This is a genomic window from Streptomyces montanisoli (genome assembly GCF_017813245.1).
Classification (GTDB): Bacteria; Actinomycetota; Actinomycetes; order Streptomycetales; family Streptomycetaceae; genus Streptomyces; species Streptomyces montanisoli.
Map to the genome: position 1 here is coordinate 16,443 of NZ_JAGIQL010000048.1, position 24,744 is coordinate 41,186.

At 68.2% G+C, this 24,744-nt stretch carries 26 protein-coding genes; 14 read left to right on the top strand and 12 right to left on the bottom strand.

Translation table 11 applies throughout. The annotated features are described in order from the left end of the window. Positions 1–87 precede the first annotated feature (87 nt). Positions 88–498 carry an IS66 family transposase gene (locus tag JFN87_RS14265; protein WP_209340409.1) on the bottom strand — a complete coding sequence of 137 codons (411 nt, stop codon included), beginning with the start codon at positions 496–498 and terminating at the stop codon, positions 88–90. 47 nt (positions 499–545) lie between these two features. Between JFN87_RS14265 and JFN87_RS14270 the strand changes: the two genes are divergently transcribed. From JFN87_RS14270 to JFN87_RS14280, 3 genes are all read left to right on the top strand, one after another. Next, the gene (locus JFN87_RS14270; protein WP_209340410.1) at positions 546–1,001 is read left to right on the top strand and encodes a DUF4240 domain-containing protein; all 456 of its coding nucleotides are present in this window, start codon (positions 546–548) and stop codon (positions 999–1,001) included. Positions 1,002–1,260: 259 nt separating this feature from the next. Next, entirely contained in the window at positions 1,261–1,680 is a 420-nt protein-coding gene (locus JFN87_RS14275) for a hypothetical protein (RefSeq protein WP_209340411.1), read from the top strand. A 484-nt stretch (positions 1,681–2,164) separates the two neighbouring features. Further along, the gene (locus JFN87_RS14280; protein WP_209340412.1) at positions 2,165–2,785 is read left to right on the top strand and encodes a hypothetical protein; all 621 of its coding nucleotides are present in this window, start codon (positions 2,165–2,167) and stop codon (positions 2,783–2,785) included. Between the two features lie 14 nt (positions 2,786–2,799). Here the strand turns inward: JFN87_RS14280 and JFN87_RS14285 are convergent, their stop codons facing one another. Both JFN87_RS14285 and JFN87_RS14290 read right to left on the bottom strand, forming a co-directional pair. After that, positions 2,800–3,003: a DUF397 domain-containing protein gene (locus tag JFN87_RS14285; RefSeq protein WP_245179631.1), complete on the bottom strand. Its 204-nt coding sequence runs from the start codon at positions 3,001–3,003 to the stop codon at positions 2,800–2,802. Between the two features lie 8 nt (positions 3,004–3,011). After that, positions 3,012–3,866 carry a helix-turn-helix domain-containing protein gene (locus JFN87_RS14290; protein ID WP_209340414.1) on the bottom strand — a complete coding sequence of 285 codons (855 nt, stop codon included), beginning with the start codon at positions 3,864–3,866 and terminating at the stop codon, positions 3,012–3,014. A gap of 206 nt (positions 3,867–4,072) precedes the next feature. Here JFN87_RS14290 and JFN87_RS14295 point away from each other — a divergent pair, with 206 nt between their 5' ends. Both JFN87_RS14295 and JFN87_RS14300 read left to right on the top strand, forming a co-directional pair. Further along, complete coding sequence (locus JFN87_RS14295; RefSeq protein ID WP_209340415.1) at positions 4,073–4,564, top strand: ATP-binding protein; 492 nt, start codon at positions 4,073–4,075, stop codon at positions 4,562–4,564. A 19-nt stretch (positions 4,565–4,583) separates the two neighbouring features. Next, complete coding sequence (locus JFN87_RS14300; protein ID WP_372449231.1) at positions 4,584–5,141, top strand: Uma2 family endonuclease; 558 nt, start codon at positions 4,584–4,586, stop codon at positions 5,139–5,141. Positions 5,142–5,181: 40 nt separating this feature from the next. Here the strand turns inward: JFN87_RS14300 and JFN87_RS14305 are convergent, their stop codons facing one another. The 4 genes from JFN87_RS14305 to JFN87_RS14320 form a co-directional block, all read right to left on the bottom strand. Continuing rightward, complete coding sequence (locus JFN87_RS14305) at positions 5,182–5,646, bottom strand: pyridoxamine 5'-phosphate oxidase family protein (RefSeq protein ID WP_209340416.1); 465 nt, start codon at positions 5,644–5,646, stop codon at positions 5,182–5,184. Between the two features lie 63 nt (positions 5,647–5,709). Beyond that, positions 5,710–7,035: a DUF2254 domain-containing protein gene (locus JFN87_RS14310; RefSeq protein WP_209340417.1), complete on the bottom strand. Its 1,326-nt coding sequence runs from the start codon at positions 7,033–7,035 to the stop codon at positions 5,710–5,712. A 90-nt stretch (positions 7,036–7,125) separates the two neighbouring features. Continuing rightward, positions 7,126–7,536, bottom strand: a complete 411-nt coding sequence (locus JFN87_RS14315) for a YidH family protein (RefSeq protein WP_209340418.1) — start codon at positions 7,534–7,536, stop codon at positions 7,126–7,128. Positions 7,537–7,658: 122 nt separating this feature from the next. Further along, positions 7,659–9,584 carry an alkyl/aryl-sulfatase gene (locus JFN87_RS14320; RefSeq protein ID WP_209340419.1) on the bottom strand — a complete coding sequence of 642 codons (1,926 nt, stop codon included), beginning with the start codon at positions 9,582–9,584 and terminating at the stop codon, positions 7,659–7,661. A 311-nt stretch (positions 9,585–9,895) separates the two neighbouring features. Between JFN87_RS14320 and JFN87_RS14325 the strand changes: the two genes are divergently transcribed. Continuing rightward, positions 9,896–10,573: a GAP family protein gene (locus JFN87_RS14325; RefSeq protein WP_209340420.1), complete on the top strand. Its 678-nt coding sequence runs from the start codon at positions 9,896–9,898 to the stop codon at positions 10,571–10,573. Between the two features lie 89 nt (positions 10,574–10,662). Continuing rightward, complete coding sequence (locus tag JFN87_RS14330) at positions 10,663–11,706, top strand: alcohol dehydrogenase (protein ID WP_209340421.1); 1,044 nt, start codon at positions 10,663–10,665, stop codon at positions 11,704–11,706. Positions 11,707–11,751: 45 nt separating this feature from the next. Here the strand turns inward: JFN87_RS14330 and JFN87_RS14335 are convergent, their stop codons facing one another. The 5 genes from JFN87_RS14335 to JFN87_RS14355 form a co-directional block, all read right to left on the bottom strand. After that, positions 11,752–12,486, bottom strand: a complete 735-nt coding sequence (locus tag JFN87_RS14335; RefSeq protein ID WP_209340422.1) for a hypothetical protein — start codon at positions 12,484–12,486, stop codon at positions 11,752–11,754. 827 nt (positions 12,487–13,313) lie between these two features. Further along, complete coding sequence (locus JFN87_RS14340; protein ID WP_209340423.1) at positions 13,314–14,093, bottom strand: hypothetical protein; 780 nt, start codon at positions 14,091–14,093, stop codon at positions 13,314–13,316. A 20-nt stretch (positions 14,094–14,113) separates the two neighbouring features. Then, a complete protein-coding gene (locus JFN87_RS14345; RefSeq protein WP_209340424.1) occupies positions 14,114–15,550 on the bottom strand; it encodes a putative T7SS-secreted protein in 1,437 nt (478 codons plus the stop codon). Then, on the bottom strand, positions 15,547–15,912 hold the full coding sequence (locus JFN87_RS14350) for a DUF6317 family protein (RefSeq protein ID WP_209340425.1): 366 nt from the start codon (positions 15,910–15,912) through the stop codon (positions 15,547–15,549). The genes JFN87_RS14345 and JFN87_RS14350 overlap by 4 nt, the downstream gene beginning before the upstream one ends. Before the next feature lie 163 nt (positions 15,913–16,075). Then, positions 16,076–16,924, bottom strand: a complete 849-nt coding sequence (locus tag JFN87_RS14355; RefSeq protein WP_209340426.1) for a C40 family peptidase — start codon at positions 16,922–16,924, stop codon at positions 16,076–16,078. A gap of 1,055 nt (positions 16,925–17,979) precedes the next feature. Between JFN87_RS14355 and JFN87_RS14360 the strand changes: the two genes are divergently transcribed. From JFN87_RS14360 to JFN87_RS14390, 7 genes are all read left to right on the top strand, one after another. Next, positions 17,980–18,339, top strand: coding sequence for an NADH-quinone oxidoreductase subunit A (locus JFN87_RS14360; RefSeq protein WP_030904068.1), 360 nt, complete (start codon positions 17,980–17,982; stop codon positions 18,337–18,339). Between the two features lie 25 nt (positions 18,340–18,364). Next, complete coding sequence (locus JFN87_RS14365; RefSeq protein ID WP_209340427.1) at positions 18,365–18,919, top strand: NuoB/complex I 20 kDa subunit family protein; 555 nt, start codon at positions 18,365–18,367, stop codon at positions 18,917–18,919. Next, positions 18,916–19,677, top strand: coding sequence for an NADH-quinone oxidoreductase subunit C (locus tag JFN87_RS14370; RefSeq protein WP_209340428.1), 762 nt, complete (start codon positions 18,916–18,918; stop codon positions 19,675–19,677). Before JFN87_RS14365 ends, JFN87_RS14370 begins: the two co-directional genes overlap by 4 nt. Beyond that, positions 19,677–20,999, top strand: a complete 1,323-nt coding sequence (locus JFN87_RS14375; RefSeq protein ID WP_209340429.1) for an NADH-quinone oxidoreductase subunit D — start codon at positions 19,677–19,679, stop codon at positions 20,997–20,999. The genes JFN87_RS14370 and JFN87_RS14375 overlap by 1 nt, the downstream gene beginning before the upstream one ends. Before the next feature lie 32 nt (positions 21,000–21,031). Continuing rightward, positions 21,032–21,844 carry an NADH-quinone oxidoreductase subunit NuoE gene (nuoE, locus tag JFN87_RS14380; protein WP_209340433.1) on the top strand — a complete coding sequence of 271 codons (813 nt, stop codon included), beginning with the start codon at positions 21,032–21,034 and terminating at the stop codon, positions 21,842–21,844. Continuing rightward, on the top strand, positions 21,844–23,250 hold the full coding sequence (gene nuoF, locus JFN87_RS14385) for an NADH-quinone oxidoreductase subunit NuoF (RefSeq protein ID WP_209340430.1): 1,407 nt from the start codon (positions 21,844–21,846) through the stop codon (positions 23,248–23,250). Before nuoE ends, nuoF begins: the two co-directional genes overlap by 1 nt. Then, on the top strand, positions 23,247–24,744 hold a 1,498-nt coding region (locus JFN87_RS14390), incomplete at its 3' end, for an NADH-quinone oxidoreductase subunit G (RefSeq protein WP_209340431.1). The genes nuoF and JFN87_RS14390, both read left to right, overlap by 4 nt.

Sequence of the window (24,744 nt, forward strand, 5' to 3'; positions counted from 1 at the left end):
CGGATGGGAACCCTACTGATCTGGCCGCGTGGACAGACTGGCTGGAATGCGTTCGAGTGACCCTGGAGTGACTACTCAGCTGCTTGATTACTTGTGAGCAGGTGGTAGCCAGAGGTTCCCGGCGAAGAGGTCGCGGAGGGCGGTCATGGGGTTGAGGCCGTGTTTGCGGGCGGTGGCGAGGTAGGAGCGCACAGGCCGCCAACGGTTGGTGCCATCGAGGGTGCGCCAGCCGCCGAAGACCTTCATCTGGATTTTGGCCATGCGGATGTCTTGCTCGGCCTGGTTGTTGGTGAAGGGCACCGTCAGGTGGTGTAGGAAGCGCAGGATGTCGTCGCGCCGGCGGTGCAGACGGTCGATTAGCTGCCGGGCGTCTTCGGCGGCGGATCGGGGTTGTTGGAGCGTCCGACCCCGACGGCCTGATCGAACTCGGTAGTCAGCAGAGTGATTTCGTCGTTGGTCAGGGTGGCGCGTCCGGCCGCGCGGGCGGTATGGCGGCATCGCAACTGGGGAGCCAAGGCCGTACGCCGACAGTGAGGGTGGATCACGTGACCGACTTCTGGAACATCATCGGGTCGAATCCCGCTCAGTCGGGAGACGATGTGCGGTCAGCTCTCGATCGGGTCTCTGGGCGACTTGATGGGCTGGATGCGACCGATCTGGTCAAGTTTTCCGAAGAGCTGCGTGAGGCTCTGTACGGGATGGACAGGCGGCAGCTAGCGGAGATCCCAGTGGCGTTGGCGGTTGGCTTGGAGCTGCTGCAAACAAGTGACCACTTCCTGTATTCGCGTTGCGCGTGCATATTGGCTGGCAGGGATGCGTACAATGCGGCCTTGAGGTCGACCTCGGAGTTTACGTGTTTCGTCAGGCCATTTTTCCAGGCCGCCGAGGGGCTTCTCTATCTCTGTCCTAGCGTTTACGAGAAAAAAGTCGGCAGTAAAATGCGGGTGGTCGGCGGATTCCCAATTGAATCAATGTCGAATGCGCAGGGCTGGGCGGAATAGGTCTGTGTGAATGGCGTGCTGTGCAAACGCGCCACTGGTTCTCTGGTATTCCGCCAGCGGTCCTCTAGTGCGCCAGTCCTCGTTGCTGCTGGCGCACCGTGGCAGGCATCTGTCATCTGACAGCAGCAGGATGGGCCGTGCCATCGTGTGTCTCTCCGCTGGGGCCTGCTTCGGGGGAAACTATCTTTGAGGTCCTTAGACTCGATCCGAGAGCCTTCGGTTGACGGGTTTGCCTGACTGACAGTAAGAGGGTCTGCAAATGCCTTTTGTGCGACTTGCGGCAGATGGTCTTAGTAAATTTGTTGCAAGATTTGGAAAGTTTGAAGATGCTGTGGTCACCGGGATTCAACTTCATTTGCCGAGGAGGTTGACGGTTGATCGGCTTGCTACACTCGATATCCAGGCAGTGGATGCGAGCTCCAGCAATGAATGGCGTCTTGTTCGGCTTGCAGTCGGGGGCGTCTATGAATATCAATTTGCCTGCAGCAAGCAGCAATCGTATTCTGTCCTCTCGGATGGTCTGAAGTTGGACTGTGCATCTGAGCGATGCGTTCTAGATCTTGATCCAGGGCCGGATGAGTGGTCACCGGAGCAGGTTGGGGAAGGAGGTGAATATTCCAAACAGTACGTCATTGGGACGTGGCTCCAATATGAAGTACTCGATGGTCCCTTCGTTTGATAGAAACGATTGCGGCTTGATCATTGTTGTGGCGGCTTCGGTAATTTATGCAGATCCGCCCCTCGGACTCTCACGTTGCCCTGCATCGCTGCTACCTGTACCTGATCATGCTGGTGGAGGCGGTACCCCACGGGTACACGGCCGAGCAGGCCCCCCGGACGCGCGAGACCGTGGGCCCTCTGCTCGTAGCAGCCCTGCGGGACGTGGTGCGGTCGGGCATGTCGCGCTGGCGTTCCTGGACTGCCGTCGGCCCCGCATCCTGAAGGGCCCCTCTGGCGCGACAGAAACTCGGTCACCCGAGCCGAGCAAACGTGAGACTCTCACAACTGTGGCTACTCACGTCGAGATCGGGAGCCGTTGCGTCAGTGTGGCTAGCGGACGGAATTCACCGTCGTGGCGGGCGACATCCCCGCATCCTGGCCAAGAACCTGGGACGTGTGCCAGGAATCGGCAGGCCTGACTCGTCCTCAGCAGGCGTCAGCCGGTGAAGTGGTCGAATGTGATGAACTCCTCCGCGGCCACCTCGATGAGCAGGGACAAGAAGATGTGCGAGAAAGCTACAGTGGGGGAAATCCTGCAGCGCGCTTACCCGGACGTGGGTTCTGCCGATCCCATCTCGTACGTAAGCGAACTGGGAGATTCAGTGCAAGCTCTGGTCTACTCTCGACTTTTCTGGCCGAAGCTGGTGGAGCTTGAGGGAGCCGTATTTGTAGCTCTCTGGGGTGATGACCGCGAATATATTGACGGTCGCCTTCGGGCGCCTGCGCCAAGCGGTAGCTCGGCGCCTATGGCATGGCAAAAAATCGTCGATAGTTTCAACACCTTCGAAGTCGCTCATATGTTTCGGCAAAATAGAGGGCCTGCGGATTTGGTGGAAAGCGCTAATCGCGAACTAGCGCTTGTTTTGGTTCAAGCGTGGGGCGCCAGGTTGGGCATCGCCTATCCGCAGCGGAGGTTCGAGGTTTGCTACGCAGAGGCGGACGAGGAAATGGACTCACGCGTCATGGTGTCTCAAGTCCACCCCTCGCTTGTGCCACCGCAAGGGTGGAGCGAAGAGCAGCGTGCGATCCTTCCTGGCGCACCTGGAGACCATGGCAACAGTTGACATTCCCAGGAATTTCAGCTGGTGAAGTGGTCGAACTCGCCCGCCTTGACGCCTGCTATGAACGCGGCCAGGTTGGCGGGGGTCGTGGTGGTGATGCCTGCCGGGTCGTCGCTCTCGCGGATGAGGATCTTCCCGCCCAGTTCGGCGATCTCGACGCACTGCGAGCTGTCGCCGCCTCCTGAAAAGGATGACTTCTGCCAGGTGGGCTCTGTGCTCATCATTGCTCCTACAGCTCTCGCGCAATGTGCCGGATGAACTCTCGTGACTCATCCGGCTCCATCGATGCCTGCTCGGCCAGGTCGAAGTGCGTCCGGTACTTCGCCAGTTCGGCTGGGCTGTCACGGTAGGACTCACGCGCGGCGTTGTCGATGTGCACCGTGTCGAGTTGAGGGACAGGGCCGCAGGCGTACAGCACCGTCTGCATGACGTCGATGTAGCTCTCGTGAGAGAAGGGGATGACGCGAAGCATCACGCCCGGCCACTCGGACGCCTCCAGCAGGTACTCGAGCTGGCCCCGCGCGACCTTGCGTCCTCCGATGCGCATGCGCAGAGCCGCTTCATGGACGATGGCCTCGAGGTCGGTTGGTGTGTCCCGCTCGAAGACCTTCTTGCGTCGCATGCGGTGCTCCACGCGTGCGTCCACCTCGCTGGTGGGCAGCTTCGGTAGCACGGTGTCGAACAGCGCGCGGGCCTGGTCCTCCGTCTGGAAGAGCCCCGGAATGGTGACGGGCTGCCAGTACTGGAGAGACGTGGCATGGTGCTCAAGCGCGGCGATGTCCAGGAAGCCGGGTGGCAGGACGCCTCGGTATTCGTCCCACCAGAACTGCCCGCTGCGTTCGCGCGCGATCGAGCAGAGCGCATCGACGAGTGCGGTGCTGTCACAGGAGTAGAAGGTCGCCAGCCGTCTGATGCGGTCCTCGCTGATGCCGTTGCGGCCCGATTCGATGTGGCTGATCTTCGCTTGGTCGGTCGAGAGCATGGCCGCCGCCTCGCGCGAAGCCTTGCCGGCTCGTTCGCGCAGCCGTCTCAACTCCCGGCCCAGCCGGGCCTGGCGCACTGTCGGGTTATTCCTTGGCGGCATGTCACCTTCCCCTGTCTGCCTCCAGTTTGGCCCGTGGGCCGGCTTCCGGTCCAACCGTCAGCAAGTTAGGTGGTCGGTTTGCCTCGTAGCAATTATGCCCCTACTGTCAGTAGTGCAGCGCTCGCTCACAGGAACCGAAGTGCAGCCGTACCTCCGTGCGGCCGAAGCCACGGTCGGCGAGTGCGTACCTCAAGGGGAGGCCGGACATGGCTGATGCATCCGAGGGGCCGAGCGAGGGCGGCGAGTGCTACCGGCTCGTGCTGGCGCCTTCGTCCAGCGCTCCCAAGCTGGCGCGCGACTTCGTGGGCCTGCTGCTGCGCGAGCGCGGGCGCGCCGCGTTCGCTGACGACGCACGGCTGTGCGTGACCGAGCTCGTCACCAACGCATACCGGCACACGGACACGCCCGCGATCGGGCTCGACGTCGTCATGGCTTCGGGGGCCACAACCCTCTACGTTGCCGACGATCAGCCGTGGGCATTGCCCGTGCCGGGACGACAGGATCTCTGCGAAGTGGGTGTGGGTGCGGGCCCGGACGGGGACGGCCCCGGTGAGGGTGGGCGCGGCATGCGGCTGGTGGGCAGCCTGGCCCACGCCTGGGGCATGACGATCCACGGCGCGCATGCCGTCGGCCGCAAGCATGTCTGGTGCACGTTCGTGGCTGATGGCGGCACGGGCGTTGCCTGCAAGTGGAATTGAGCGAACGGAGTTTCTGAGCGTGTCCACCGACCACCACGGCCCCTGGACCGTCGCCGACGTCCTGGCCCTGCCCGAAGACCGCACCCACCGTCACGAGTTGCTGGGGGAGTCCCTCGTAAGGTCTCCCGCCCCCGACGTCCGCCACCAGCGGGCCGCGTTCCGGCTCGCGACCGTCCTGCATGCGGCGGCTCGGGCCGCCAGAGCTCCGGTCGAGGTGCTGGGGGCCGTCAGCGTCACCGTGCCCTCCGGGCTGGTCGTGCCCGACCTCCTCGTGGTCGACGCCGACGCGGCCGCGGAGGACGGTGTCAGCGTCGACGCGGAGAACGTGCGGCTCGTCGTCGAACTCGTCTCGCCCGGCAACAGCACCATCGACCGCAAGCTCAAGCCCATGCTTTACGCCGAGGCCGCCATCCCGCACTTCTGGCGCCTCGAGTTCGATCCCGTGCCCATGCTCGCCGTCTACGAGCTGCGGGGCGGCCGGTACGTGGAGCGGACCACCGCGCTCTCCGGCGTGACGACCCGCCTGGGCGCCCCGTTCGCCGTCGAGATCGACCCGGCCGGTCTGTCCCGGCAGTAGTGCGCCCGCTGCCTGGCGCGCCCCGCTGGGCGGCTCGCCGTCAGGCCACCGTCCAGCGGCCGTCGACGATCAGGTCGCGGCCCGGGAACTCGTTCACCTCGCGCCACGCCTGGAGCCTGCGCGGGCTGACGCGGAAGTACAGGTACGGGGCCGCCTCCTCGCGCGGGTCGAAGCCTGTCTTCGCCGCGAACGCGTCGGCCTCCTGCGGAGGCAGATCCGCCGGGCGTACGGGCTGGGCCGTGCCGTCGACGAGGATGACGTCGCGCGTTTCGCCGATGCCCATGCGGACCGTCCCGCTCAGCGAGAGGTTGCGGGCCGTGGGGGTGGACGCGGCGGTCGCCAGCAGGAGCGACGAGCCCGTCCACAGGAACGACAGCGGCACCATGTAGGGCGCGCCGGTCTCCAGGTCGGCCGTCGACACCCAGGCGTCGACGTCGTGTTCGAGGCGGTGCAGCGTGTCCTTCTTGCGCTGCTGTGCCGTGCGAGGGGCGGCGGCTTCGGGCATGCGGGCGGGCCTCCTGGCCTTCCGGGGGCGTCCTGCGCTTCGGTCCTTGATCGTACGACCCGCTCAGGCGTCCGCCGCGGTGCCGTCACGCGGGTCAGAGCCGCCGAGGCCCTGCGGGTCGGGGACAGTGGCGGTGGCGATCAGGGCCGGGTCGGCCAGGGCCTGCGCGGTGCGGTCGAGCGCCGCTCGGTACGGGACGAGGGCCGACGCGCGGGACGGCGGGCAGGCCCGGGCGAGCGTGTCGAGCAGGGCGCGCAGGCGGCGGTGGACCTGGAGGGCGTCGGCGCCGTAGAGGAGGACTTCGGCGAGCGCGAGGTCGAGCAGGGCGTTCCAGCCGGGCCGGGGGATGGTGAGGCGGGCCGTGCCGCCCGGGTCGCGGACGGTGGCCGTGCCGAGCGGGCGCGGTGCGAGGCGCAGCAGGGCGAACTCGATCTGGTCGAGCGCCTGGACGGCCGTCGTCGGGTCGTTGACGGCGGGGGAGAGGGCCCGGATCGCGACGTCCACGAGCAGGCGGAGCCCGTACGCGGGGTCGTGGTCGACGCGGCGGGACGGGCCGATGCGCACGGCGCGGGTCAGGCGGCGGGCGTCGGCCGCGGACGGCGGCGCGGGGGCGACGCGGAGGAGCGGCACGCCGGGTTCGACGAAGCTGCCGACGGCGACGAGGCACGTGACGTGTGTGCCGCAGCGTGCGGCCGTCGCCGCGATGGCGCGGTCGTCGATGTCCTGGACGATGCCGCGGTCGGTCGCGGCGATGTCGGTGCTGTCGGCGGTGAGAGACGTATGCGGCTCGCGGGGCGCGTCGGTGGGCGGTTGCGCGTGTGACCGCTCCTCCTGCCACGTGTGGTCGAGTGCGGCATGCAGCCGCTGGGCGACGGCCCGCACCAGGCCGCCGCCCGTGACCACTTCGCGCAGTTCGGCGAGGCTGCGCAGGATCGCCCCCGTCGACAGGACGACGAAGACGATGGCCAGCGTGACCGACAGGCGCGGCACGTGGCGTTCGCTGATCTGTGCGAGGACGACCAGGGCGTAGACGGCGGTGCCGGTCAGCGCGCCGAACAGCACCAGCGAGCGCTCGAAGTAACCCAGGACGCCTGCGAGCCTCGGGGACATGCTCTGCACGGACTGGACGACCAGGGTGATCGCCGTCAGCACGAACCCGGTGAGCGTGATGACGCCGGCGGCGATGGCGCCGAGGGTCGCCTGGGCGGCCGCCGGGTCGTAGGACAGGCCGCCGAGATGGTGCGAGCGTTCCGCGTGCGGCAGCCACCAGCCGAGCAGCGCCCCGCCGCCCGCGAGTACGACGGCCAGCCCGCGGTTGGGCCAGGCCGCGCGGTGCGCGCTGCGGTACGAGCGGCGGCGGACCACGGACGGTCGGCGGACGGGTCGCATCGGGCGCTCTCTTCCACTCCTGCTGTTCGGGACTCCTGCTTTTCGGGACTCCTGCTGTTCGGGCGGCGAGGCCGCAGCCGGTGTGCCCGCTCAGGGGGCTACGACGATGACCGCGATGACGAAGCCGGCGAGCAGGAACAGGGCCACGGTGAGTGACAGCGCGCTCCGGCCGCGGTCGAGCGCGTCGGGCCCGCGGATCCTGGCCTGACGAATCCGGGCCTGACGGGCGCGCCACTGGAGGTAGCCCGCGCCGACGACCCCGACGGCCAGCGCGATGAGGTAGGAGCCCATCGCGAGGCGCAGGGCGTGAGGTGTGATGTCGGTCAGCTTGACCACGGCGAACGAGGCGGCCAGCAGGGCCAGCGCGGTGCGGAACCACGCCAGCAGGGTCCGCTCGTTGGCCAGGGTGTTCCGCAGGCCGGGGCCCTCCACCTCGCTCCGGGCCGAGGCATCCGAGCCGCGTGCGGCGTCGTCCCCGGCGGAGGCTTCGTGGTCCGGCATGGGCTGCTCCCTCAGCCCGATGCCGGGCGGACGGCGGCGGTCAGGAACGGCGACGCTCAGGAACGGCGGCGGCCAGGAACGGCGGCGGTCAGAGACGGCGGTGGCGGTCAGAACACGGGCCGTCAAGGCGTGACGACCGCGAAGCCGGGGTCCGGACTGCCCAGGTGGCCGAGGAGTTCCGTGAACGTTCCCGCGTCGCCCGTGACGTCGGCCCGGCCCTGGGAGGCGAGGCCGTCGAGGTCGGCGGTGCCGAGTAGGAGGGCCCGCAAATCGGCCTCGTTCAGGGTGACTTCGGCGTCCGGTTCGGACGCTTCGGGCGTCGCGCCGGTGGTGTGGACCATGACGCCGTTGTGCAGGCGCAGGTTGACCGGGTCCGCGCCGTGCACGTTGAAGCGGACGGTGATGTCGGCGTGCCAGCTCCGCGGCCCGTCGACCCGGATGGCGAGCGAGTCGAAGAGCTGGTCCAGGGTGAGCGCCGCCAGCATGTCGGGGGCGACGGTGGAGGTGGGCGTGCCGACGGACCCCTCGCGCAGTTCGAGTGCGCCCGTCAGGTAGAAGTTGCGCCAGGTGCCGTTCTCGCTGCCGTAGCCGAGCTGTTCGAGGGCGTCGGCCTGCAGGGCGCGTGCCTCGGCGTTGTCCGGCGCCGCGAAGACGACGTGGTTGACGACCTGCGCCACCCAGCGGAAGTCACCGGCAGCGAACGACTCGCGGGCGCGCCGCAGCACGTTCTCCGGGCCGCCCATGAAGTCCACGTACCGCTTGGCGGCCTCGGCCGGCGGGTGCTCCCACAGGTGGGCGGGGTTGCCGTCGAACCAGCCCAGATAGTGCTGGTAGACGGCCTTGACGTTGTGGCTGACCGAGCCGTAGTAGCCGTGGGTGTGCCAGGCACGTTCGAGGGCGGGCGGCATCTCGATCGTCTCGGCGATCTCCAGCGGGGTGAGGCCCTGGTTGAGCATGCGCAGCGTCTGGTCGTGCAGGTAGGCGTACACGTCACGCTGCTCGGACAGGAACGTGAGGACGCGCTCGCGGCCCCACACCGGCCAGTGGTGCGAGGCGAACGCGACGTCGACGGAGCCGGCGAACAGCGCGATGGCCTCGGTGAGGTAGTGCGCCCACACGTGCGGGTTGCGTACCTGCGCGCCGCGCAGCGTCAGCAGGTTGTGCAGATTGTGCGTGGCGTTCTCCGCCATGCACAGCGCGGCCCGGCCCGGGAAGTGGATGTTGAGCTCGGCCGGGGCCTCGGTGCCGGGGGTGAGGTGGAAGACCATCCGGATGCCGTCGACGGTCTCGCTCTGCCCCGTGGCGGTGACGTCCACGGTGGGCCGGATCAGCCCGACGGTGCCGGTGGACGTGGTCTGGCCGAGCCCCGCGCCGATCCCGCCGCGCTCGTTCTTGGGCAGCGCCGCGCCGTACATGAAGGCGGCGCGGCGGTTCATGGCCGTGCCGGCGTAGACGTTCTCGCTGACGGCGTGGTCGAGGAAGCCGTCCGGTGCGAACACCGGCACGCCGCCGTCGACGTCCTCCTGGCTGACCACTCCGCGGACGCCGCCGAAGTGGTCGACGTGGCTGTGGGTGTAGACGACGCCGGTGACGGGCCGCTCGCCGCGGTGGCGCCGGTACAGGGCGATCGCGGCGGCGGCGGTGTCGGCCGTGAGCAGGGGGTCGATCACGAGCACCCCTTGCTCGCCCTCCACCAGGGTCATGTTCGACAGGTCGAAGCCACGCACCTGGTAGATGCTGTCGGTCACCTCGTACAGGCCGTGCTGGGCGACCAGCCTGCTCTGCCGCCACAGGCTGGGGTTGGCGGTCTCCGGGCACTCCCGGTCGAGGAAGCCGTACGCCTCAAGGCCCCACACGCCGCGGCCGTCGCTGCCGCGCACCTCCGTCTCGGTCTCGTCGGCCGTGCCGATGAAGCCGCGCTTGGCGTCGTCGAAGTCCTGGGAGTCGTCGAAGGGGAAGCGCTCGCGCACGGCGGCGTTGCCGGCGGCGACGGCCGGTTCGGCGGGCTTCGGCCCGGTGGACGTTGCTGACTTGGTGGCCTCGGCCATGCTTGGTCTCCCTCGCGGTGCGGCTCGTCCGGCGTTGGTGCGCGTGCTGGTGCTGCTGCTGGTGCCAGTGGGCCCCTGCCACGCTTCCGCAGGGGCGCGGGGGCGGCCACCGCCGTGGACCGTACGAGGGACGGCGCGAGGCTGGACGCGCGCGGGACGCGCGGCGCTCGCGGAGGGCGCGCGTACGGGCGTGCCTACGGCGGCCGGCGGTTCGCCCGTATGGCGCGGCTCGGCGCGCCGGGCCCGCGACCGTCCCGGTTGACTGGCCGGACCTGCACTTTCCGGCCGAGGCGTGTCAACGGAGGCGGTTCATGGGCGACGCGATCGGGCAGATCCTGACCTCCGCTGTCGGCATCGGGATCAGCCCCGTACCGCTGATCGCCGTGGTCCTCATGCTCGCCACTCCGCGCGGACGGACCAACGGTCCGGCCTTCGCCCTGGCCTGGTTCGCCGCGCTGAGCATCGTGGTGACCGTCGTCCTCGTCGCGACCCCCGGCAGGAGCGCCTCGGCCGGCCGCGACACCCCCGCCGCCTGGGTGCTGTGGGTGAAGCTGGGCCTGGGGATCCTGTTCCTGGCCATGGCCGTACTCGAGTGGCGCGGGCGACCCCGGCAGGGAGGGGCGGCCGACGAACCGGGCTGGATGAAGGCGATCGACACGTTCCACGCCGGCCGGGCCGCCGGTCTGGCCGCCCTCCTGGCCGTGGCCAACCCGAAGAACCTCGCCCTGGCGGTGGGCGGCGCCCTGTCCATCTCGGGCAGCGGCACGACGGCCGGCGGCCGCGCCGCCGCGGCCGCGGTGATGGTCGTGCTCGGCTCACTGTGCACGCTCGTGCCGCTGACCGTGTACTTCCTGGGCGGCGACCGCTCGACGCGGGTGCTGGGCGGCTGGAAGACGTGGATGTCCGCGCACAGCACGGCGATCGTGATGACGGGTCTCGTCGTCCTCGGCGCCAAGTACGTCGGGGACGCGGTGAGCGGGCTGGGCTGACGACGGGCGGCCGGGCCAGGTCGGTGTTTCCATGAAGTGATCGTTGAAGTGATCGTTGTCATCCACGAACCGCTCCTGGCGAGGTCGAGATGAGTCAGACGAGTCAGACGAACACATACCGTGTGGCCCAGGTGGCCGCCGCCGGCGGGTCGTTCGAGATCGTCGAGCGCGAGGTCCGCAGGCCGGGCCGGGACCACGTGCGGATCGACGTCGAGGCGTGCGGTGTCTGCCACAGCGACGCCGGATTCGTCGAGGGCGCGTACCCCGGGGTCCAGTTCCCGGTGGTCCCCGGGCACGAGGTCGCCGGGCGCATCGACGAGCTGGGCGAGGGCGCGCGGGAACTCGGCTGGCAGGTCGGTGACCGGGTGACGGTCGGATGGTTCGGCGGCAGCTGCCACCACTGCAGGCCGTGCCGCCAGGGCGATTTCGTGGTGTGCGACAACCTGAAGGTCCCGGGCTGGGCGTACGACGGCGGCTACGCCGAGGCGCTGATCGCGCCCGTCGACGCGCTCGCCAGGATCCCGGACGCGCTGTCCGCGACCGACGCCGCTCCCATGGCGTGCGCCGGCGTGACCGTCTTCCAGGGCCTGCGGCGCAGCCCCGCGAAACCGGGCGACGTCGTGGCCGTCCTCGGCATCGGCGGCCTCGGGCACCTGGGCGTGATGTACGCGGCCGCGATGGGCTTCGAGACGGTGGCCATCGCCAGGGGCCGGGAGAAGGCCGCGTTCGCCGCGGAACTCGGCGCCCACCACTACATCGACAGCACGGGCGGCACGCCGGTGGCCGAGGCCTTGCAGGCGCTGGGCGGCGCGAAGACGGTGCTGGCCACGGCGGGCAACTCCGCGGCGATCTCCGAGACGGTCGAGGGGCTGACGCCGCGCGGCGAGCTGGTCGTCATCGGCGCGGTTCCTGAGCCCATGGCGATCAGCCCGTTGCAGCTGCTGCTGAAGGGCCGCGTGGTGCGCGGCCACCCGTCGGGCAGCGCGCAGGACGTCCAGGAGACGATGGACTTCAGCGCGCTGCACGGCATCCGCCCGACGGTCGAGGTCGTACCACTGGACGAGGCCGACGCGGCCTACCGAAAGATGCTGTCGGGCGGCGCGCGCTACCGAATGGTCCTGCAGCCGGGCTGAGCCCATCGGGTCGGTGGCGCTGTCCAGGCGCCCCCTGCCCCTCCCCTACAACTCGCTGATGCGGGACGGGCGCGGCGCGACGGCGCCAGGTGCTCTGCGGCTGTCGTCGCTCGCCCCATCCGCGCTGGTCGCGCCTACCTCAAGGGTCTCGGTGATACCGGAGAGCAGGGCGACCAGGTCGGGGAAGATCTCCAGCGTGGGGGTACTGATGCCGAGGACGACGAGCTGGGAGATCTGGGGGAGCGGGACGTACGCCTCGGCAGTAGCGACCGGGAGCACGGGCGCAGCCACGGCGTCGAGGGTGCTTGTGTCTTCGTCGTCCAGGGCCGCACCCACCACCGAGAAGACCACGGCGACGGGCCGCCCGGCCGCGGTCGTCCGGTACGCCTCCTTCCCGGGCTGCGCCGACAGCCCCTCGACGATGCCGTGGGCGACTACGTCGGCGTCCGTCTTGTCGGTCGCCTCGGCACGCACGACGAGGGAGGCACTCGCGGGTTGACCGTCGTCGAGCGCAAGGAAAGCCACGCCGGCGTAGAGGGCGCCGTCCTCGGCGGCGCTGTCGGCGACCTCGCTGTAGATCTGCGCCGTCGTCTCCCGCTGGTAGTCCGTCCCGGCGGCCCACACCTCGTCGGCCACGTGCCTGATGTGCTCGGCGCGGTCCTCGGGGGACAGGTCGAGGCCGAGGGAGTGCATTCCCTCGGGGATACGGAAGGAGATGTCGGCGTCGATAAAGGTTTTGGGTCCTGCGATGTCGGCCAGGCTGGGTGGAACGTTCGTCAACTTACTTCCCCAGGGGGCATATTCTTGCAACCACGGGCATGGGGTGTGGACGCGGGCAGCTTACCGACCACGGAGATACTGGATAGGCATCGCACACTTCTTGTTCTTAACGAGTCCGACTGTGGATTATGAGTTGAGCGTATGCCACACGAGGATCCATTTTCCTTGCGTTGTGATAGTAGGCGCCACGTATGCCGCGAAAATCTAGACCCCCGCCGAAGAGCCCCGTACGCCATTTTGTGCGTGCGGGAAGATCCCATAGAAGATCAGCTGGATCGCCGCTCTCTCCCAATAGGGCGCCGAGTAGCAGGAAGAGCAGCAATGCAATCCATAGGGGAGAAAAAACCACAAAGGATGCCCAGCCTTGCACAGTTCCTTTTCGCGCGACATAGAGTGAGGGAGCTGCGTCGACGTTAGTAACTTCCGTGCGCCATGTTACTCGACGGGGCCACGGGAAGAAGCGACCTGGTGTTCTACGAATTCTTGCTAGCAGGGTGCCGTCCGCTGCGTAGACGCAGTGGCCCACCTCTTCCTTCTCAGGCTCCACTCGACACAGTTTTTCGAGGTTTAGCAATGAGATGGTGAACGGTACCTCGAGCTTCTGGTCACTGTAGGGTGATTCCTCTACCGGTACTTCCGCTGGCGTTGTGGGTTCCGATACCACCACGGCGACCGTACGTCTGGGTTCGGGGTACTGCACTCTTATGAAGCACGCGTTTGCAGGATAGTCATTTCCTCCGTTGTCAGGCGTCTGCTGGCTGATCGCGAGTCTGATCTTTCCCATTTTCTCGTTACATATCCCAGAGAAGCGGGCGCTGTCGGTGCCCTTATTGCGACTGGTTCTTCTTTTCTCTGCGTGGCGTCCAGTTATGGATGATGGCCTGAGCGTAGGCTACCCGAGGATCCAGAGCTTTCGGGTTGATGTAATACGTGTTGCCTACTCCGTGGTAGTCCAGCCCCCACTTGACCACTCCTGTGCGCCATTTCGCTCGGATGGGCAATCCCCATACGTAATCGGTATCGGTCGAGTCAAGGAACTCGCCGAGGAGCCGAAGGAGAATGAGTGCGACCCAAAGAGGTGAGAAGATGACGAATGATGTCCAGGCTCGGATGGTTCCTTGCGGAGCGGAGTAGCGCGTAGAGGGTTCGTCGCTGTGGGCGACTTCCAGATGCCACCTCACGCGCCGAGGCCAAGGATAGAGGCGGCCAGGAGTTCTATAAATTCTCGCTAGAAGAGCGCCATCGGCAGCGTACACGTAGTGGGCCGATTCAGTCGCTACGTACTCTACGAGGCACATCTGTTCAAGCTTTGGAGATGCGATTTTGAACGGCCGTTTGATGCGTTCGCGGCGCAGATGGAGGTCTTCACTGTCCTTCCTGTACTCACTGAGCACGTCATTGACTGGATTGCCGTCTGTGTGGGGCCCCTCCGTAGCGCTTCCGTTTGGAGCCCTGTTGCTCGATGGATCTTCAGTTACATCGAGTTCAGGAATCACCACAGCAATGGGTTTGCTGTCGGGCAGTAGTGGGCGGGGGTAGATCGCGAAGTAGGTATTTGCAGGGTACTTGTTCCTCTCCTCAAGGGGCACGTGATAGCTCGTGAACATCTGACTTTCTTTTATTTTCCTCACCCCAGGGAGCTTGCTGCTGGCGCGCCGGAAGAAAAATCTTCTTGGAGCTTTCCTGGAAGCCCCAGGCCTTTACTGATCTGCACTCCGCGTGACCACCATGACATAGGATCAAGGGTCCCGTCTGGTCGCATTGCAGAAACGATGCCGGGCAACTTTGGCATCTGCTCTGCGGTGAAAATCTTGCTGACTCCGTCAGCAAGGAGGGTCCCTTCGGAAAATTTAACCACATTGTGGTGCCAGGCGAGGCTCAACTTTCCCTTGATCCCCAAATTATCTCGTGTGAACTCGTATTTATTCCCGGCGGCAAGTTTCGCTTCATTTTCGGTATCTTTAGTTAGTTCGAAGCCGGCCGACTTGAGTTTACTGATGGTGTTCACGCCTTTTAGTGCGAGTTTATTGGCTGCGTCCCCGGCTTTTGCTGCCTTCACAGAGACTTTCACCCCAGCAACCAGGTCTTTGCCGAAGCCGCCCGCAGGAACCACTCCCACTCCGTCGAACGCCAGCTTCGTCCAACCCACATCCGCGCCGCCCAGCTTCGCAGCCCCGTGTGCGGCCAGCGCGCCGCCTGCGGCGATGCCTCCGGCCAGGGCGAGGCCGCCCGCCAGCGGGGGGCACCACATGGTGGCGAGGGCGGCTACGCCGAGGATGCCCGAGGCCGTGCTCATCCAGTCGCCGACCGTCTTGAGGAGGTCCGCGTGCTTCGTGCACCAGTCCTTGATGCCATGGCCCAGCTTCTTGAAGCCATCCCCGACGCCTTCCCAGAAGCTCGGGTTTGGCGCCTTGGCGTCCGCCTTGCGGAGTTTCGCCGCGATCGAGCGGGCCTCGGCCTGGTGGTGGTCGAGGAGGTCCTTCGCCTTCTGCACGATCGCTTCGAGTTCGTCGCGGGCCGCGTTCAGTTGCTTCGTCGCTGTGTCCAGTGCGTGGCCGGCGCGTTTTACGCGGGCGCTGGCCGCGTCGATTTTGGCCTGCGCCGCGTGTGCCTCCGCCTGGGTGCCGTACGCGCGGCCGACCAGGCCGAATGCCGGGTCCGCGCCCGCCTCGTTGTACGCCGACGCCTTGTGATCGTGCGATTTCTGGGCGGTGGCCTCGTGGCTCTTGGCCGTCTTCGCCTCTGCCTCGTACTTCCGAGCCGTGGCCTGATACCCGACGAGCTTGGTGTGCCAGGTGGTGAGTTGCGTGGCCGCCGACTTCAGGGCGTCATGGCTGTCCTTCAGGTAGTGCGGAAGCTCGCCGACCCGCTTGGAGAACGCCGTGGCCGCCTCGCCCTCCCACACGCTCTTCTCTTCTCCCCCCTTCGCGATCCCCGTCAGCGTCGAGCTCGCCTTTTCCAGGCCGCCGACCGCTGTCGAGAGTTTGGTCGCCAGGTCGTTCACCGAAGCCGGCTTGCCCGGCGCCGGGTCGAAGCCGAGTGTGGGGTACTCGTCGGCGCTCATGGTGTGCCCTTCCATCGAAAGCCGTTGGGCAGCCCCGGCGGCCCGGGCGACGTCGGCGGCGCCTGCCGCTTCGCCTCCGCGGCGAACGCCGCCCTGATCGCCTCGTCCGTTGCCGCGAAGTCGTTCTTCGTGGCGCGCAGTTTGTCCTCGATCGCCCCGGTTCCGTCGGCGATCTTGCCGATCACGTCGTCCCAGCTGTCGTGGAACTCGTCGCACGCGTGGTCCAGTTCGACGCTGCCTGTGCTCTTCGGGCCGATGTCCTCCATCGCCGAGAGCGCCTTGCGCAGGTCGTCCTGGCTGTCGTGCAGCTGCTTCAGCAGGCGGCCCAGGGACTCGGCCTCTACCTTGAGGCGGTCAACCATGTTCCGTCCCCCCTCCCGGAGTGGTCGGACTCCAGTGCTATGACGTGGCGGATTCTATCAGTCACTCATAGTGACCTTACTGGCGGCTGCCCGGGAAACGCGAAGGTCCGCGCCCCCCGGGGAGGGGACGCGGACCTTCAACGACAGAGAGGGCGACCGAGCGTCAGAGGACGCGCACCGCGCCCGTCGGCTGGTCGTAGCTGAGGTCGTGCTCGACCACGCCGCTGCTCGGGTTCTGCGCGCCGACGAACTTGCCGTTGCCGACGTAGATCGCCACGTGGTAGGCGTTGCCGGCGCTGCCCCAGTAGAGGATGTCGCCGGGCTGGACGTTGCTGAGGGAGACCTGGGTGCCCGCGGTCGACTGCGACTGCGAGACGCGCGGCAGGTCCACGCCCACCGTGCGGTAGGCGGCCTGCACGAGGCCTGAGCAGTCGAAGGCGTTGGGGCCCGTCGAGCCCATCACGTACGCGTCGCCGATGTGCGACTCGACGAAGGAGACGATCGCCGCGGCGGAACCGGTCGCCGTCGAGGAGGAGGAAGAGGACGAGGAGGACGAGTCCGACGGGCTGGAGTACGAGGCCAGTTCGGTGCGTGCGGACGAGCGGGAGGCGTGGGCCGCCGCTGCGGCCTTGGCGCGGGCCGCTTCCTCGGCCTTCTTCTTCGCCTCCGCCTTGGCCTTGGCTTCCGCCTCTGCCTTGGACTTGGCCTTCTTCGCGGCCTTGGCGGCGTCCTTGGCCGCCGTGTCCTCCTGGCTCTGCAGCTGCGCGCGCATCTGCATGTCCAGGGCGACCTGCTGTGTCGCCGCGGCGGACTGTGCGACCGCCGCGGAGAGGTTCGCGGAGAGCGTGGGCATCTCGATGGTCTCGGTCACGGGCTCGGCGTGCGCCGTTCCGGCAGCACCGGCAACCGCGATGGTGCTGAGGACGCCGCCGGCAACTCCTGCGCGAAGCACCGTCCTGGGTGCGTTCCGGCGGGGCTTCCGGTGGGTTCGTATGGGAGCGGTGTGGGGCATGGGAACAACCGGTATCCGGGGCGGCCGGTTGCCGTCAAGCAGCGTGGGTTGCGCCACAGTTACGTCCGGAACCCTCGAATCCGGTTCATCGGGCCCTTTATTGACGCCGTAACGGACGAAACGGGCGCGGCAGATCATGGTCGTGATCTCTGTGTTTCAGCTAAAGGTCCGAATTGCCCCCGGCCTAGCATCCCTTGGACGCATGGCCAAGCCAGCTTTTTCGCGCACGGAGCGGCCCGTGGCGCAGGTCACAGGCGTGTCACGTTCTGTGGATCGGCTGTCGCTCCGCTGGCTACGCGAGGGGCGGGGCGGTAGGACGGGTCCCGCCGCCGGCGGCCCCGGGCGGCCCGAGGGTTACCGAGACGGTCCGACCCCGTCTGCCGTTCTGCCGTCCGTATACCCGGAGGGCGCTCCGGGTGAACCCCCGCCACGGACGACGGACGACGGACGACGGGCGCCGGACGCACCGGCGCACCCCGGCCCGGGCCGGCCCGCGCTCGTGAACCGGTGCACGTGCACGCGTGCGCACACACGCATCAGCGTGCGCGCACCCCCGCATAAGAGGGGACGCCCCGGCGTCGCCGGCGGTTGCGTCCACCGCGGGGCGGTCCGGCCCCTCCTTCGGGGGACCGTGCGGACGCGCGGCGGATCGACGCATCGGGTGCCATGAGGCCCATATCATCCATGGTCATTCCAGAGCTAATTTGCCTGGATCGGGCATCTCCTGATAATGAACGCCGCTCCCTGACCAGCGACAACAGGCTTGTCTGTCACGACTGGTGATCATTTGAGTACACCGCGTACGAAGATCAACGCTCATCCGACTTCATGATCCTTCGTCAGGTGGTGGAGATCACAAAGACCGTCCGGTACCCCGTGTCGCAGATCACAGCCCGCCGGGCATAAGATGCCCGTCAAACGGGCTTGTGAACTGCCTCACATGGTGGCGATCTTCGGGGTTCACCGGGGATATGTCGCCGACGGTGCCGGTTCGTTCACGGTCGGTGCGGTCCATCGGTCAGACGGTCAAGGACGACTGGAAGGAGCTGGGGAGCGTGAACACCTACGCACCCGTCCTCGTGCTCGGCGCCCTCGGAGCTGGGTTTGCGATCTTCTCCGTGGTCATGGCCACGCTCGTGGGCCCAAAACGGTACAACCGGGCGAAACTTGAAGCGTACGAGTGCGGTATCGAACCCACTCCCACGCCGGCCGGCGGCGGTCGCTTCCCGATCAAGTACTACCTCACGGCGATGCTCTTCATCGTCTTCGACATCGAGATCGTCTTCCTCTACCCCTGGGCCGTCACCTTCGACTCGCTGGGGATCTTCGGGCTCGTGGAGATGCTCCTCTTCGTGCTCACCGTCTTCGTCGCGTACGCCTACGTCTGGCGCCGCGGCGGCCTGGAATGGGACTAGAGGGTCAGAGGGGCTGGGGTCACCAATGGGACTCGAAGAGAAACTGCCGAGCGGATTCCTCCTGTCGACCGTCGAGCAGGCCGCTGGCTGGGTGCGGAAGTCCTCCGTCTTCCCCGCCACCTTCGGCCTCGCGTGCTGCGCCATCGAGATGATGACGACGGGCGCGGGACGGTACGACCTCGCGCGGTTCGGTATGGAGGTCTTCCGCGGATCGCCGCGCCAGGCCGACCTGATGATCGTCGCGGGGCGCGTGAGCCAGAAGATGGCGCCCGTCCTGCGGCAGGTCTACGACCAGATGCCGAACCCCAAGTGGGTGATCTCCATGGGGGTGTGCGCCTCCTCGGGCGGCATGTTCAACAACTACGCGGTCGTGCAGGGCGTCGACCACATCGTCCCCGTCGACATCTACCTGCCCGGCTGCCCGCCGCGCCCCGAGATGCTGATGGACGCGATCCTCAAGCTCCACCACAAGATCCAGACCTCGAAGCTCGGGGTCGACGCGATCGAGGCGGCCCGCGAGGCGGAGGAGGCGGCGCTGAACGCCCTCCCGACGATCGAGATGAAGGGGCTGCTCCGATGACGGGCGAACAGGAGCCGCGCGGCGACGAGCGCGGCGGCGAGGGCGCGGTGCCCGCCGCCCGCGATGCCACCGGCGAGGTCATCGGCGTGCGCAAGGGCATGTTCGGCGCGCAGAACGGCGGCGACACCTCCGGCTACGGCGGCCTCGTCAGGACGGTGGCGCTGCCCGGCGCCGCGTCGCGCCCGTACGGCGGGCCGCGCACAGGACCCGGCGAGGAGGGCGTGTTCGACGAGATCGCCGACGAGCTGGAAGGCGCCCTGGAGGAGCAGGACCTGCTCCCGGAGAACGCCATCGAGAAGACCGTCGTCGACCGCGGCGAGATGACGTTCCACGTCGCGCGCGAGCACCTCGTACGGGTGGCCCGCACGCTGCGAGACGACCCCGCGCTCCGCTTCGAGCTGTGCACGGGCGTCTCCGGCGTCCACTACCCGGGCGACAAGGGGCGCGAGTTGCACGCGGTCTACCATCTGCGGTCGCTGACGCACGGGCGGCTGGTCCGCATGGAGGTCTCCGCGCCCGACGCGGACCCGCACGTGCCGTCGCTCGTCGAGGTCTATCCGACCAACGACTGGCACGAGCGCGAGACCTACGACTTCTTCGGCCTGATCTTCGACGGCCACCCCGCCCTCACCCGGATCATGATGCCGGACGACTGGCAGGGCTTCCCGCAGCGCAAGGACTACCCGCTCGGCGGCATCGCCGTCGAGTACAAGGGCGCCCAGATCCCGGCTCCGGACCAGCGGAGGTCGTACACCTGATGTCCACCTCACACGCGACACCTCGCGAGACCACAGAGGGCACCGTCTACACGGTCACGGGCGGCGACTGGGACGAGGTCGTGCAGTCCGCCGTCACCTCCGACGACGAGCGCATCGTCGTCAACATGGGCCCGCAGCACCCGTCCACGCACGGCGTGCTGCGGCTGATCCTGGAGATCGACGGCGAGACCGTCACCGAGGCCAGGTGCGGCATCGGCTACCTGCACACCGGCATCGAGAAGAACCTCGAGTACCGCACGTGGACGCAGGGCACCACGTTCGTCACGCGCATGGACTACCTGACGTCGTTCTTCAACGAGACGGCGTACTGCCTCGGCGTGGAGAAGCTGCTCGGCATCGAGGACCAGATCCCGGACCGCGCCACCGTCATCCGCGTCCTGCTGATGGAGCTCAACCGGCTCTCCTCGCACCTCGTGGCGATCGCCACGGGCGGCATGGAACTCGGCGCGACGACCATCATGATCTACGGCTTCCGCGACCGCGAGCTGATCCTGGACGCGTACGAGCTGATCACCGGCCTGCGCATGAACCACGCGTTCATCAGGCCGGGCGGTCTCGCCCAGGACCTGCCGCCCGGCTCGGTCGACCATCTGCGCGAGATGATCAAGACGCTCAGGAAGAACCTGCCGGAGTACGACGCGCTCGCCACCGGCAACCCCATCTTCCAGGGCCGCATGCGGGACGTCGGCTACCTCGACCTCACCGGCTGCATGGCGCTCGGCGCGACGGGCCCGATCCTGCGCGCCGCGGGCCTCCCGCACGACCTGCGCAAGTCCGACCCGTACTGCGGCTACGAGACGTACGACTTCACCGTCCCGACCACCGAGAGCTGTGACGCGTACGGTCGCTTCCTCGTCCGTCTGGAGGAGATGCGGCAGTCGCTGAACATCGTCGAGCAGTGCCTCGACCGGCTGGCGCCCGGGCCCGTGATGGTCGCCGACAAGAAGATCGCCTGGCCCGCGCAGCTCGCGCTCGGCCCCGACGGCCTCGGCAACTCGCTCGACCACATCAAGAAGATCATGGGCACGTCGATGGAGGCCCTCATCCACCACTTCAAGCTGGTGACCGAAGGCTTCCGCGTCCCCGCGGGCCAGGCGTACGCGGCCGTCGAGTCGCCCAAGGGCGAACTCGGCGCGCACGTCGTCTCCGACGGGGGCACGCGCCCCTACCGGGTCCACTTCCGCGATCCGTCCTTCACCAACCTCCAGGCCATGGCGGCGATGTGCGAGGGCGGCCAGGTCGCCGACGTCATCGTCGCCGTCGCGTCCATCGACCCCGTGATGGGAGGCGTCGACCGGTGACGACCACACCGTCAAGCCCCGTCCCGCTGGGGATGCCCCAGCCGCCGGCCCCCGAGTACCCGGCCGAGGTGAGGGCACGCCTGGAGGCGGACGCCCGGGAGGTCATCGCCCGCTACCCGGGCTCGCGTTCCGCGCTCCTGCCGCTGCTGCACCTCGTGCAGGCGGAGGAGGGGCATGTGACCCGTACGGGCATGGCGTTCTGCGCCGAGCTGCTCGGCCTGACGACGGCCGAGGTCACGGCCGTGGCGACCTTCTACACGATGTACCGCAGGAAGCCGTCGGGCGACTACCAGGTCGGCGTCTGCACCAACACGCTGTGCGCGGTGATGGGCGGCGACGCCATCTTCGACGAGCTCAAGGCGCACCTCGGCGTCGGCAACGACGAGACCACCCCGGACGGCAAGGTCACGCTGGAGCACATCGAGTGCAACGCGGCCTGCGACTTCGCGCCCGTCGTGATGGTGAACTGGGAGTTCTTCGACAACCAGACCCCCGACTCCGCCAAGCGGCTCGTCGACGACCTGCGCGCGGGCCGCCCCGTCGAGCCGACGCGGGGCGCGCCGATGTGCACGTACAAGGAGACGGCGAGGATCCTCGCCGGGTTCCCCGACACGCGCGAGGGCGCCGTCGCGGGAGGCGGCGGGGCGGGTCCCGCCTCGCTGACGGGCCTGCGGATCGCCAAGGGCGAGGCGCCCCAGCGGGTCGTGCGGCCGAGGGACGGCGCGCACCCCGAGGACGCGCCGCAGCCGGGCTCCCAGCACCTCAGCTCCCACGACGCACCGCAGCCGACCTCGGCCTCCGATCCCGAGCATCCCGCGGGCCCTGTCGAAGAGGGAGGGGAGTGATGACGATGACGACCGAACGCGGCGGCGACGAGCACGAGCGCGGCGACAGCAACAACGGCGACGGAGCCGCGCCGCAGGACATCCTCGCGCCCGTCCTGTCCGCCTTCTGGGACCAGCCCGAGTCGTGGACGCTCGACACGTACCTGCGCCACGACGGCTACGAGGGCCTGAAGAAGGCCCTCGCGATGGACCCCGACGACCTCATCGCGTACGTGAAGGACTCCGGCCTGCGCGGCCGCGGCGGCGCCGGGTTCCCGACCGGCATGAAGTGGCAGTTCATCCCGCAGGGCGACGGCAAGCCGCACTATCTCGTCGTCAACGCCGACGAGTCGGAGCCCGGCACCTGCAAGGACATCCCGCTCCTGTTCGCCAACCCGCACGCGCTGATCGAGGGCATCGTCATCGCCTGCCACGCGATCCGCTCCTCGCACGCGTTCATCTACCTGCGCGGCGAGACCGTCCCCGTGCTGCGCAGGCTGCACGAGGCGGTGCGCGAGGCGTACGCGGCGGGCTACCTCGGCACGGACATCCTCGGCAGCGGCCTCGACCTGGACGTCATCGTGCACGCGGGCGCCGGCGCGTACATCTGCGGTGAGGAGACCGCGCTGCTCGACTCGCTGGAGGGGCGGCGCGGCCAGCCGAGGCTCAGGCCGCCGTTCCCGGCCGTCGCCGGCCTGTACGCGTGCCCGACCGTCGTCAACAACGTCGAGTCGATCGCGTCGGTCCCGGCGATCATCCACCGGGGCAAGGAGTGGTTCCGGTCGATGGGCAGCGAGAAGTCGCCCGGGTTCACGCTCTACTCGCTCAGCGGGCACGTCACCAACCCCGGCCAGTACGAGGGGCCGCTCGGCATCACCCTCCGGCAGCTGCTCGACGTGAGCGGCGGCATCCGCGCCGGGCACCGGCTGAAGTTCTGGACGCCGGGCGGCTCGTCCACGCCGCTGCTCACCGACGAGCACCTCGACGTGCCGCTCGACTACGAGGGCGTCGGCGCCGCGGGCTCGATGCTCGGCACGAAGGCGCTGCAGTGCTTCGACGAGACGACGTGCGTCGTGCGGGCCGTCACGCGCTGGACGGAGTTCTACGCGCACGAGTCGTGCGGCAAGTGCACGCCGTGCCGCGAGGGCACGTACTGGCTGGTCCAGCTGCTGCGCGATCTGGAGGACGGCAAGGGCGAGATGGCCGACCTCGACAAGCTCGCGGACATCGCGGACAACATCAACGGCAAGTCGTTCTGCGCGCTGGGCGACGGCGCGGCCTCGCCGATCTTCTCGTCCCTGAAGTACTTCCGCGCGGAGTACGAGGAGCACATCACCGGCAAGGGCTGCCCGTTCGACCCGGCGCGGTCGACGGCCTGGTCCGACGAGGCGACAGGAACGTCCGGAAACCTGGAGGTGAACGCATGACAGTGACGACCGGTGCTCCCTCCTCCGGCGGTTCGGGCGAGGCGGCCGTACCGCCCGAGGACCTGGTGTCGCTGACCATCGACGGCATCCCGATCTCCGTCCCCAAGGGGACGCTCGTGATCAGGGCGGCCGAGATGCTCGGCATCGAGATCCCGCGGTTCTGCGACCACCCGCTGCTCGACCCGGCGGGCGCCTGCCGGCAGTGCATCGTGGAGGTCGAGGGGCAGCGCAAGCCGATGGCGTCCTGCACGATCACCTGCACCGAAGGCATGGTCGTCAAGTCGCAGTTGACGTCCCCCGTCGCCGGGAAGGCGCAGCGCGGCGTGATGGAGCTGCTGCTGATCAACCACCCGCTCGACTGCCCGGTCTGCGACAAGGGCGGCGAGTGCCCGCTGCAGAACCAGGCCATGCAGGTCGGCGACCCGGACACCCGGTTCGACGGCAGCAAGCGGACGTACGCCAAGCCGGTGCCGATCTCGTCGCAGGTGCTGCTCGACCGCGAGCGGTGCGTGCTGTGCGCGCGGTGCACGCGCTTCTCCGAGCAGATCGCCGGCGACCCGATGATCGAGATGGTCGAGCGCGGCGCGCTCCAGCAGATCGGGACGGGTGAGGGCGACCCGTTCGAGTCGTACTTCTCCGGCAACACCATCCAGATCTGCCCGGTCGGCGCGCTGACGTCGGCGGCGTACCGGTTCCGCTCCCGACCCTTCGACCTGGTGTCGTCGCCGGGTGTGTGCGAGCACTGCGCGGGCGGCTGCGCGACGCGCACGGACCACCGGCGCGGCAAGGTGATGCGGCGCCTGGCGGGCAACGACCCGGAGGTCAACGAGGAGTGGCTGTGCGACAAGGGTCGCTTCGCGTTCCGCTACGCGCAGGCCAAGGACCGGCTCACCACCCCGCTGGTGCGGGGCGAGTCGGGCGCGCTCGAACCCGCGTCCTGGCCCGAGGCGCTGGCCGCCGCGGCCGACGGGCTGCGCGCGGCACGCGGCAGGGCCGGCGTGCTGACCGGCGGCCGGCTGACGGTCGAGGACGCGTACGCGTACGCGAAGTTCGCGCGGGTCGCTCTCGACACGAACGACATCGACTTCCGCGCGCGGGCGCACAGCGCGGAGGAGGCGGACTTCCTCGCCTGGCACGTGGCGGGCCGCGACGCGTCCGCCACCTACAGGTCGCTGGAGGCGGCGCCCGCGGTGCTGCTCGTCGGCCTTGAGGCGGAGGAGGAGGCGCCGGGCGTCTTCCTGCGGCTGCGCAAGGCGTGGCGCAAGCACGGGCAGCGGACGTACGCGGTCGCCCCGTTCGCGACGCGCGGGCTCGAGAAGGCGGGCGGCACGCTGCTGCCCGCCGCGCCGGGCACCGAGACGGAGTGGCTGGACGCGCTCGCGTCGTCCACGGGCGTCGAGGGCGACGGCGCGGCGGCGGCCGCGGCGCTGCACGAGGACGGCGCGGTCATCGCGGTCGGCGAGCGGCTCGCCTCGGTGCCCGGCGCCCTCACGG

Coding starts and splice junctions, on each gene's coding strand:
- JFN87_RS14265 (WP_209340409.1), bottom strand. CDS start 498: ATGCCGCCATACCGCCCGCGCGGCCGGACGCGCCACCCTGACCAACGA.
- JFN87_RS14275 (WP_209340411.1), top strand. CDS start 1,261: ATGCCTTTTGTGCGACTTGCGGCAGATGGTCTTAGTAAATTTGTTGCA.
- JFN87_RS14285 (WP_245179631.1), bottom strand. CDS start 3,003: ATGAGCACAGAGCCCACCTGGCAGAAGTCATCCTTTTCAGGAGGCGGC.
- JFN87_RS14290 (WP_209340414.1), bottom strand. CDS start 3,866: ATGCCGCCAAGGAATAACCCGACAGTGCGCCAGGCCCGGCTGGGCCGG.
- JFN87_RS14295 (WP_209340415.1), top strand. CDS start 4,073: ATGGCTGATGCATCCGAGGGGCCGAGCGAGGGCGGCGAGTGCTACCGG.
- JFN87_RS14305 (WP_209340416.1), bottom strand. CDS start 5,646: ATGCCCGAAGCCGCCGCCCCTCGCACGGCACAGCAGCGCAAGAAGGAC.
- JFN87_RS14310 (WP_209340417.1), bottom strand. CDS start 7,035: ATGCGACCCGTCCGCCGACCGTCCGTGGTCCGCCGCCGCTCGTACCGC.
- JFN87_RS14315 (WP_209340418.1), bottom strand. CDS start 7,536: ATGCCGGACCACGAAGCCTCCGCCGGGGACGACGCCGCACGCGGCTCG.
- JFN87_RS14320 (WP_209340419.1), bottom strand. CDS start 9,584: ATGGCCGAGGCCACCAAGTCAGCAACGTCCACCGGGCCGAAGCCCGCC.
- JFN87_RS14325 (WP_209340420.1), top strand. CDS start 9,896: ATGGGCGACGCGATCGGGCAGATCCTGACCTCCGCTGTCGGCATCGGG.
- JFN87_RS14330 (WP_209340421.1), top strand. CDS start 10,663: ATGAGTCAGACGAGTCAGACGAACACATACCGTGTGGCCCAGGTGGCC.
- JFN87_RS14340 (WP_209340423.1), bottom strand. CDS start 14,093: ATGTTCACGAGCTATCACGTGCCCCTTGAGGAGAGGAACAAGTACCCT.
- JFN87_RS14345 (WP_209340424.1), bottom strand. CDS start 15,550: ATGAGCGCCGACGAGTACCCCACACTCGGCTTCGACCCGGCGCCGGGC.
- JFN87_RS14350 (WP_209340425.1), bottom strand. CDS start 15,912: ATGGTTGACCGCCTCAAGGTAGAGGCCGAGTCCCTGGGCCGCCTGCTG.
- JFN87_RS14355 (WP_209340426.1), bottom strand. CDS start 16,924: ATGCCCCACACCGCTCCCATACGAACCCACCGGAAGCCCCGCCGGAAC.
- JFN87_RS14365 (WP_209340427.1), top strand. CDS start 18,365: ATGGGACTCGAAGAGAAACTGCCGAGCGGATTCCTCCTGTCGACCGTC.
- JFN87_RS14370 (WP_209340428.1), top strand. CDS start 18,916: ATGACGGGCGAACAGGAGCCGCGCGGCGACGAGCGCGGCGGCGAGGGC.
- JFN87_RS14375 (WP_209340429.1), top strand. CDS start 19,677: ATGTCCACCTCACACGCGACACCTCGCGAGACCACAGAGGGCACCGTC.
- nuoE (WP_209340433.1), top strand. CDS start 21,032: ATGCCCCAGCCGCCGGCCCCCGAGTACCCGGCCGAGGTGAGGGCACGC.
- nuoF (WP_209340430.1), top strand. CDS start 21,844: ATGACGATGACGACCGAACGCGGCGGCGACGAGCACGAGCGCGGCGAC.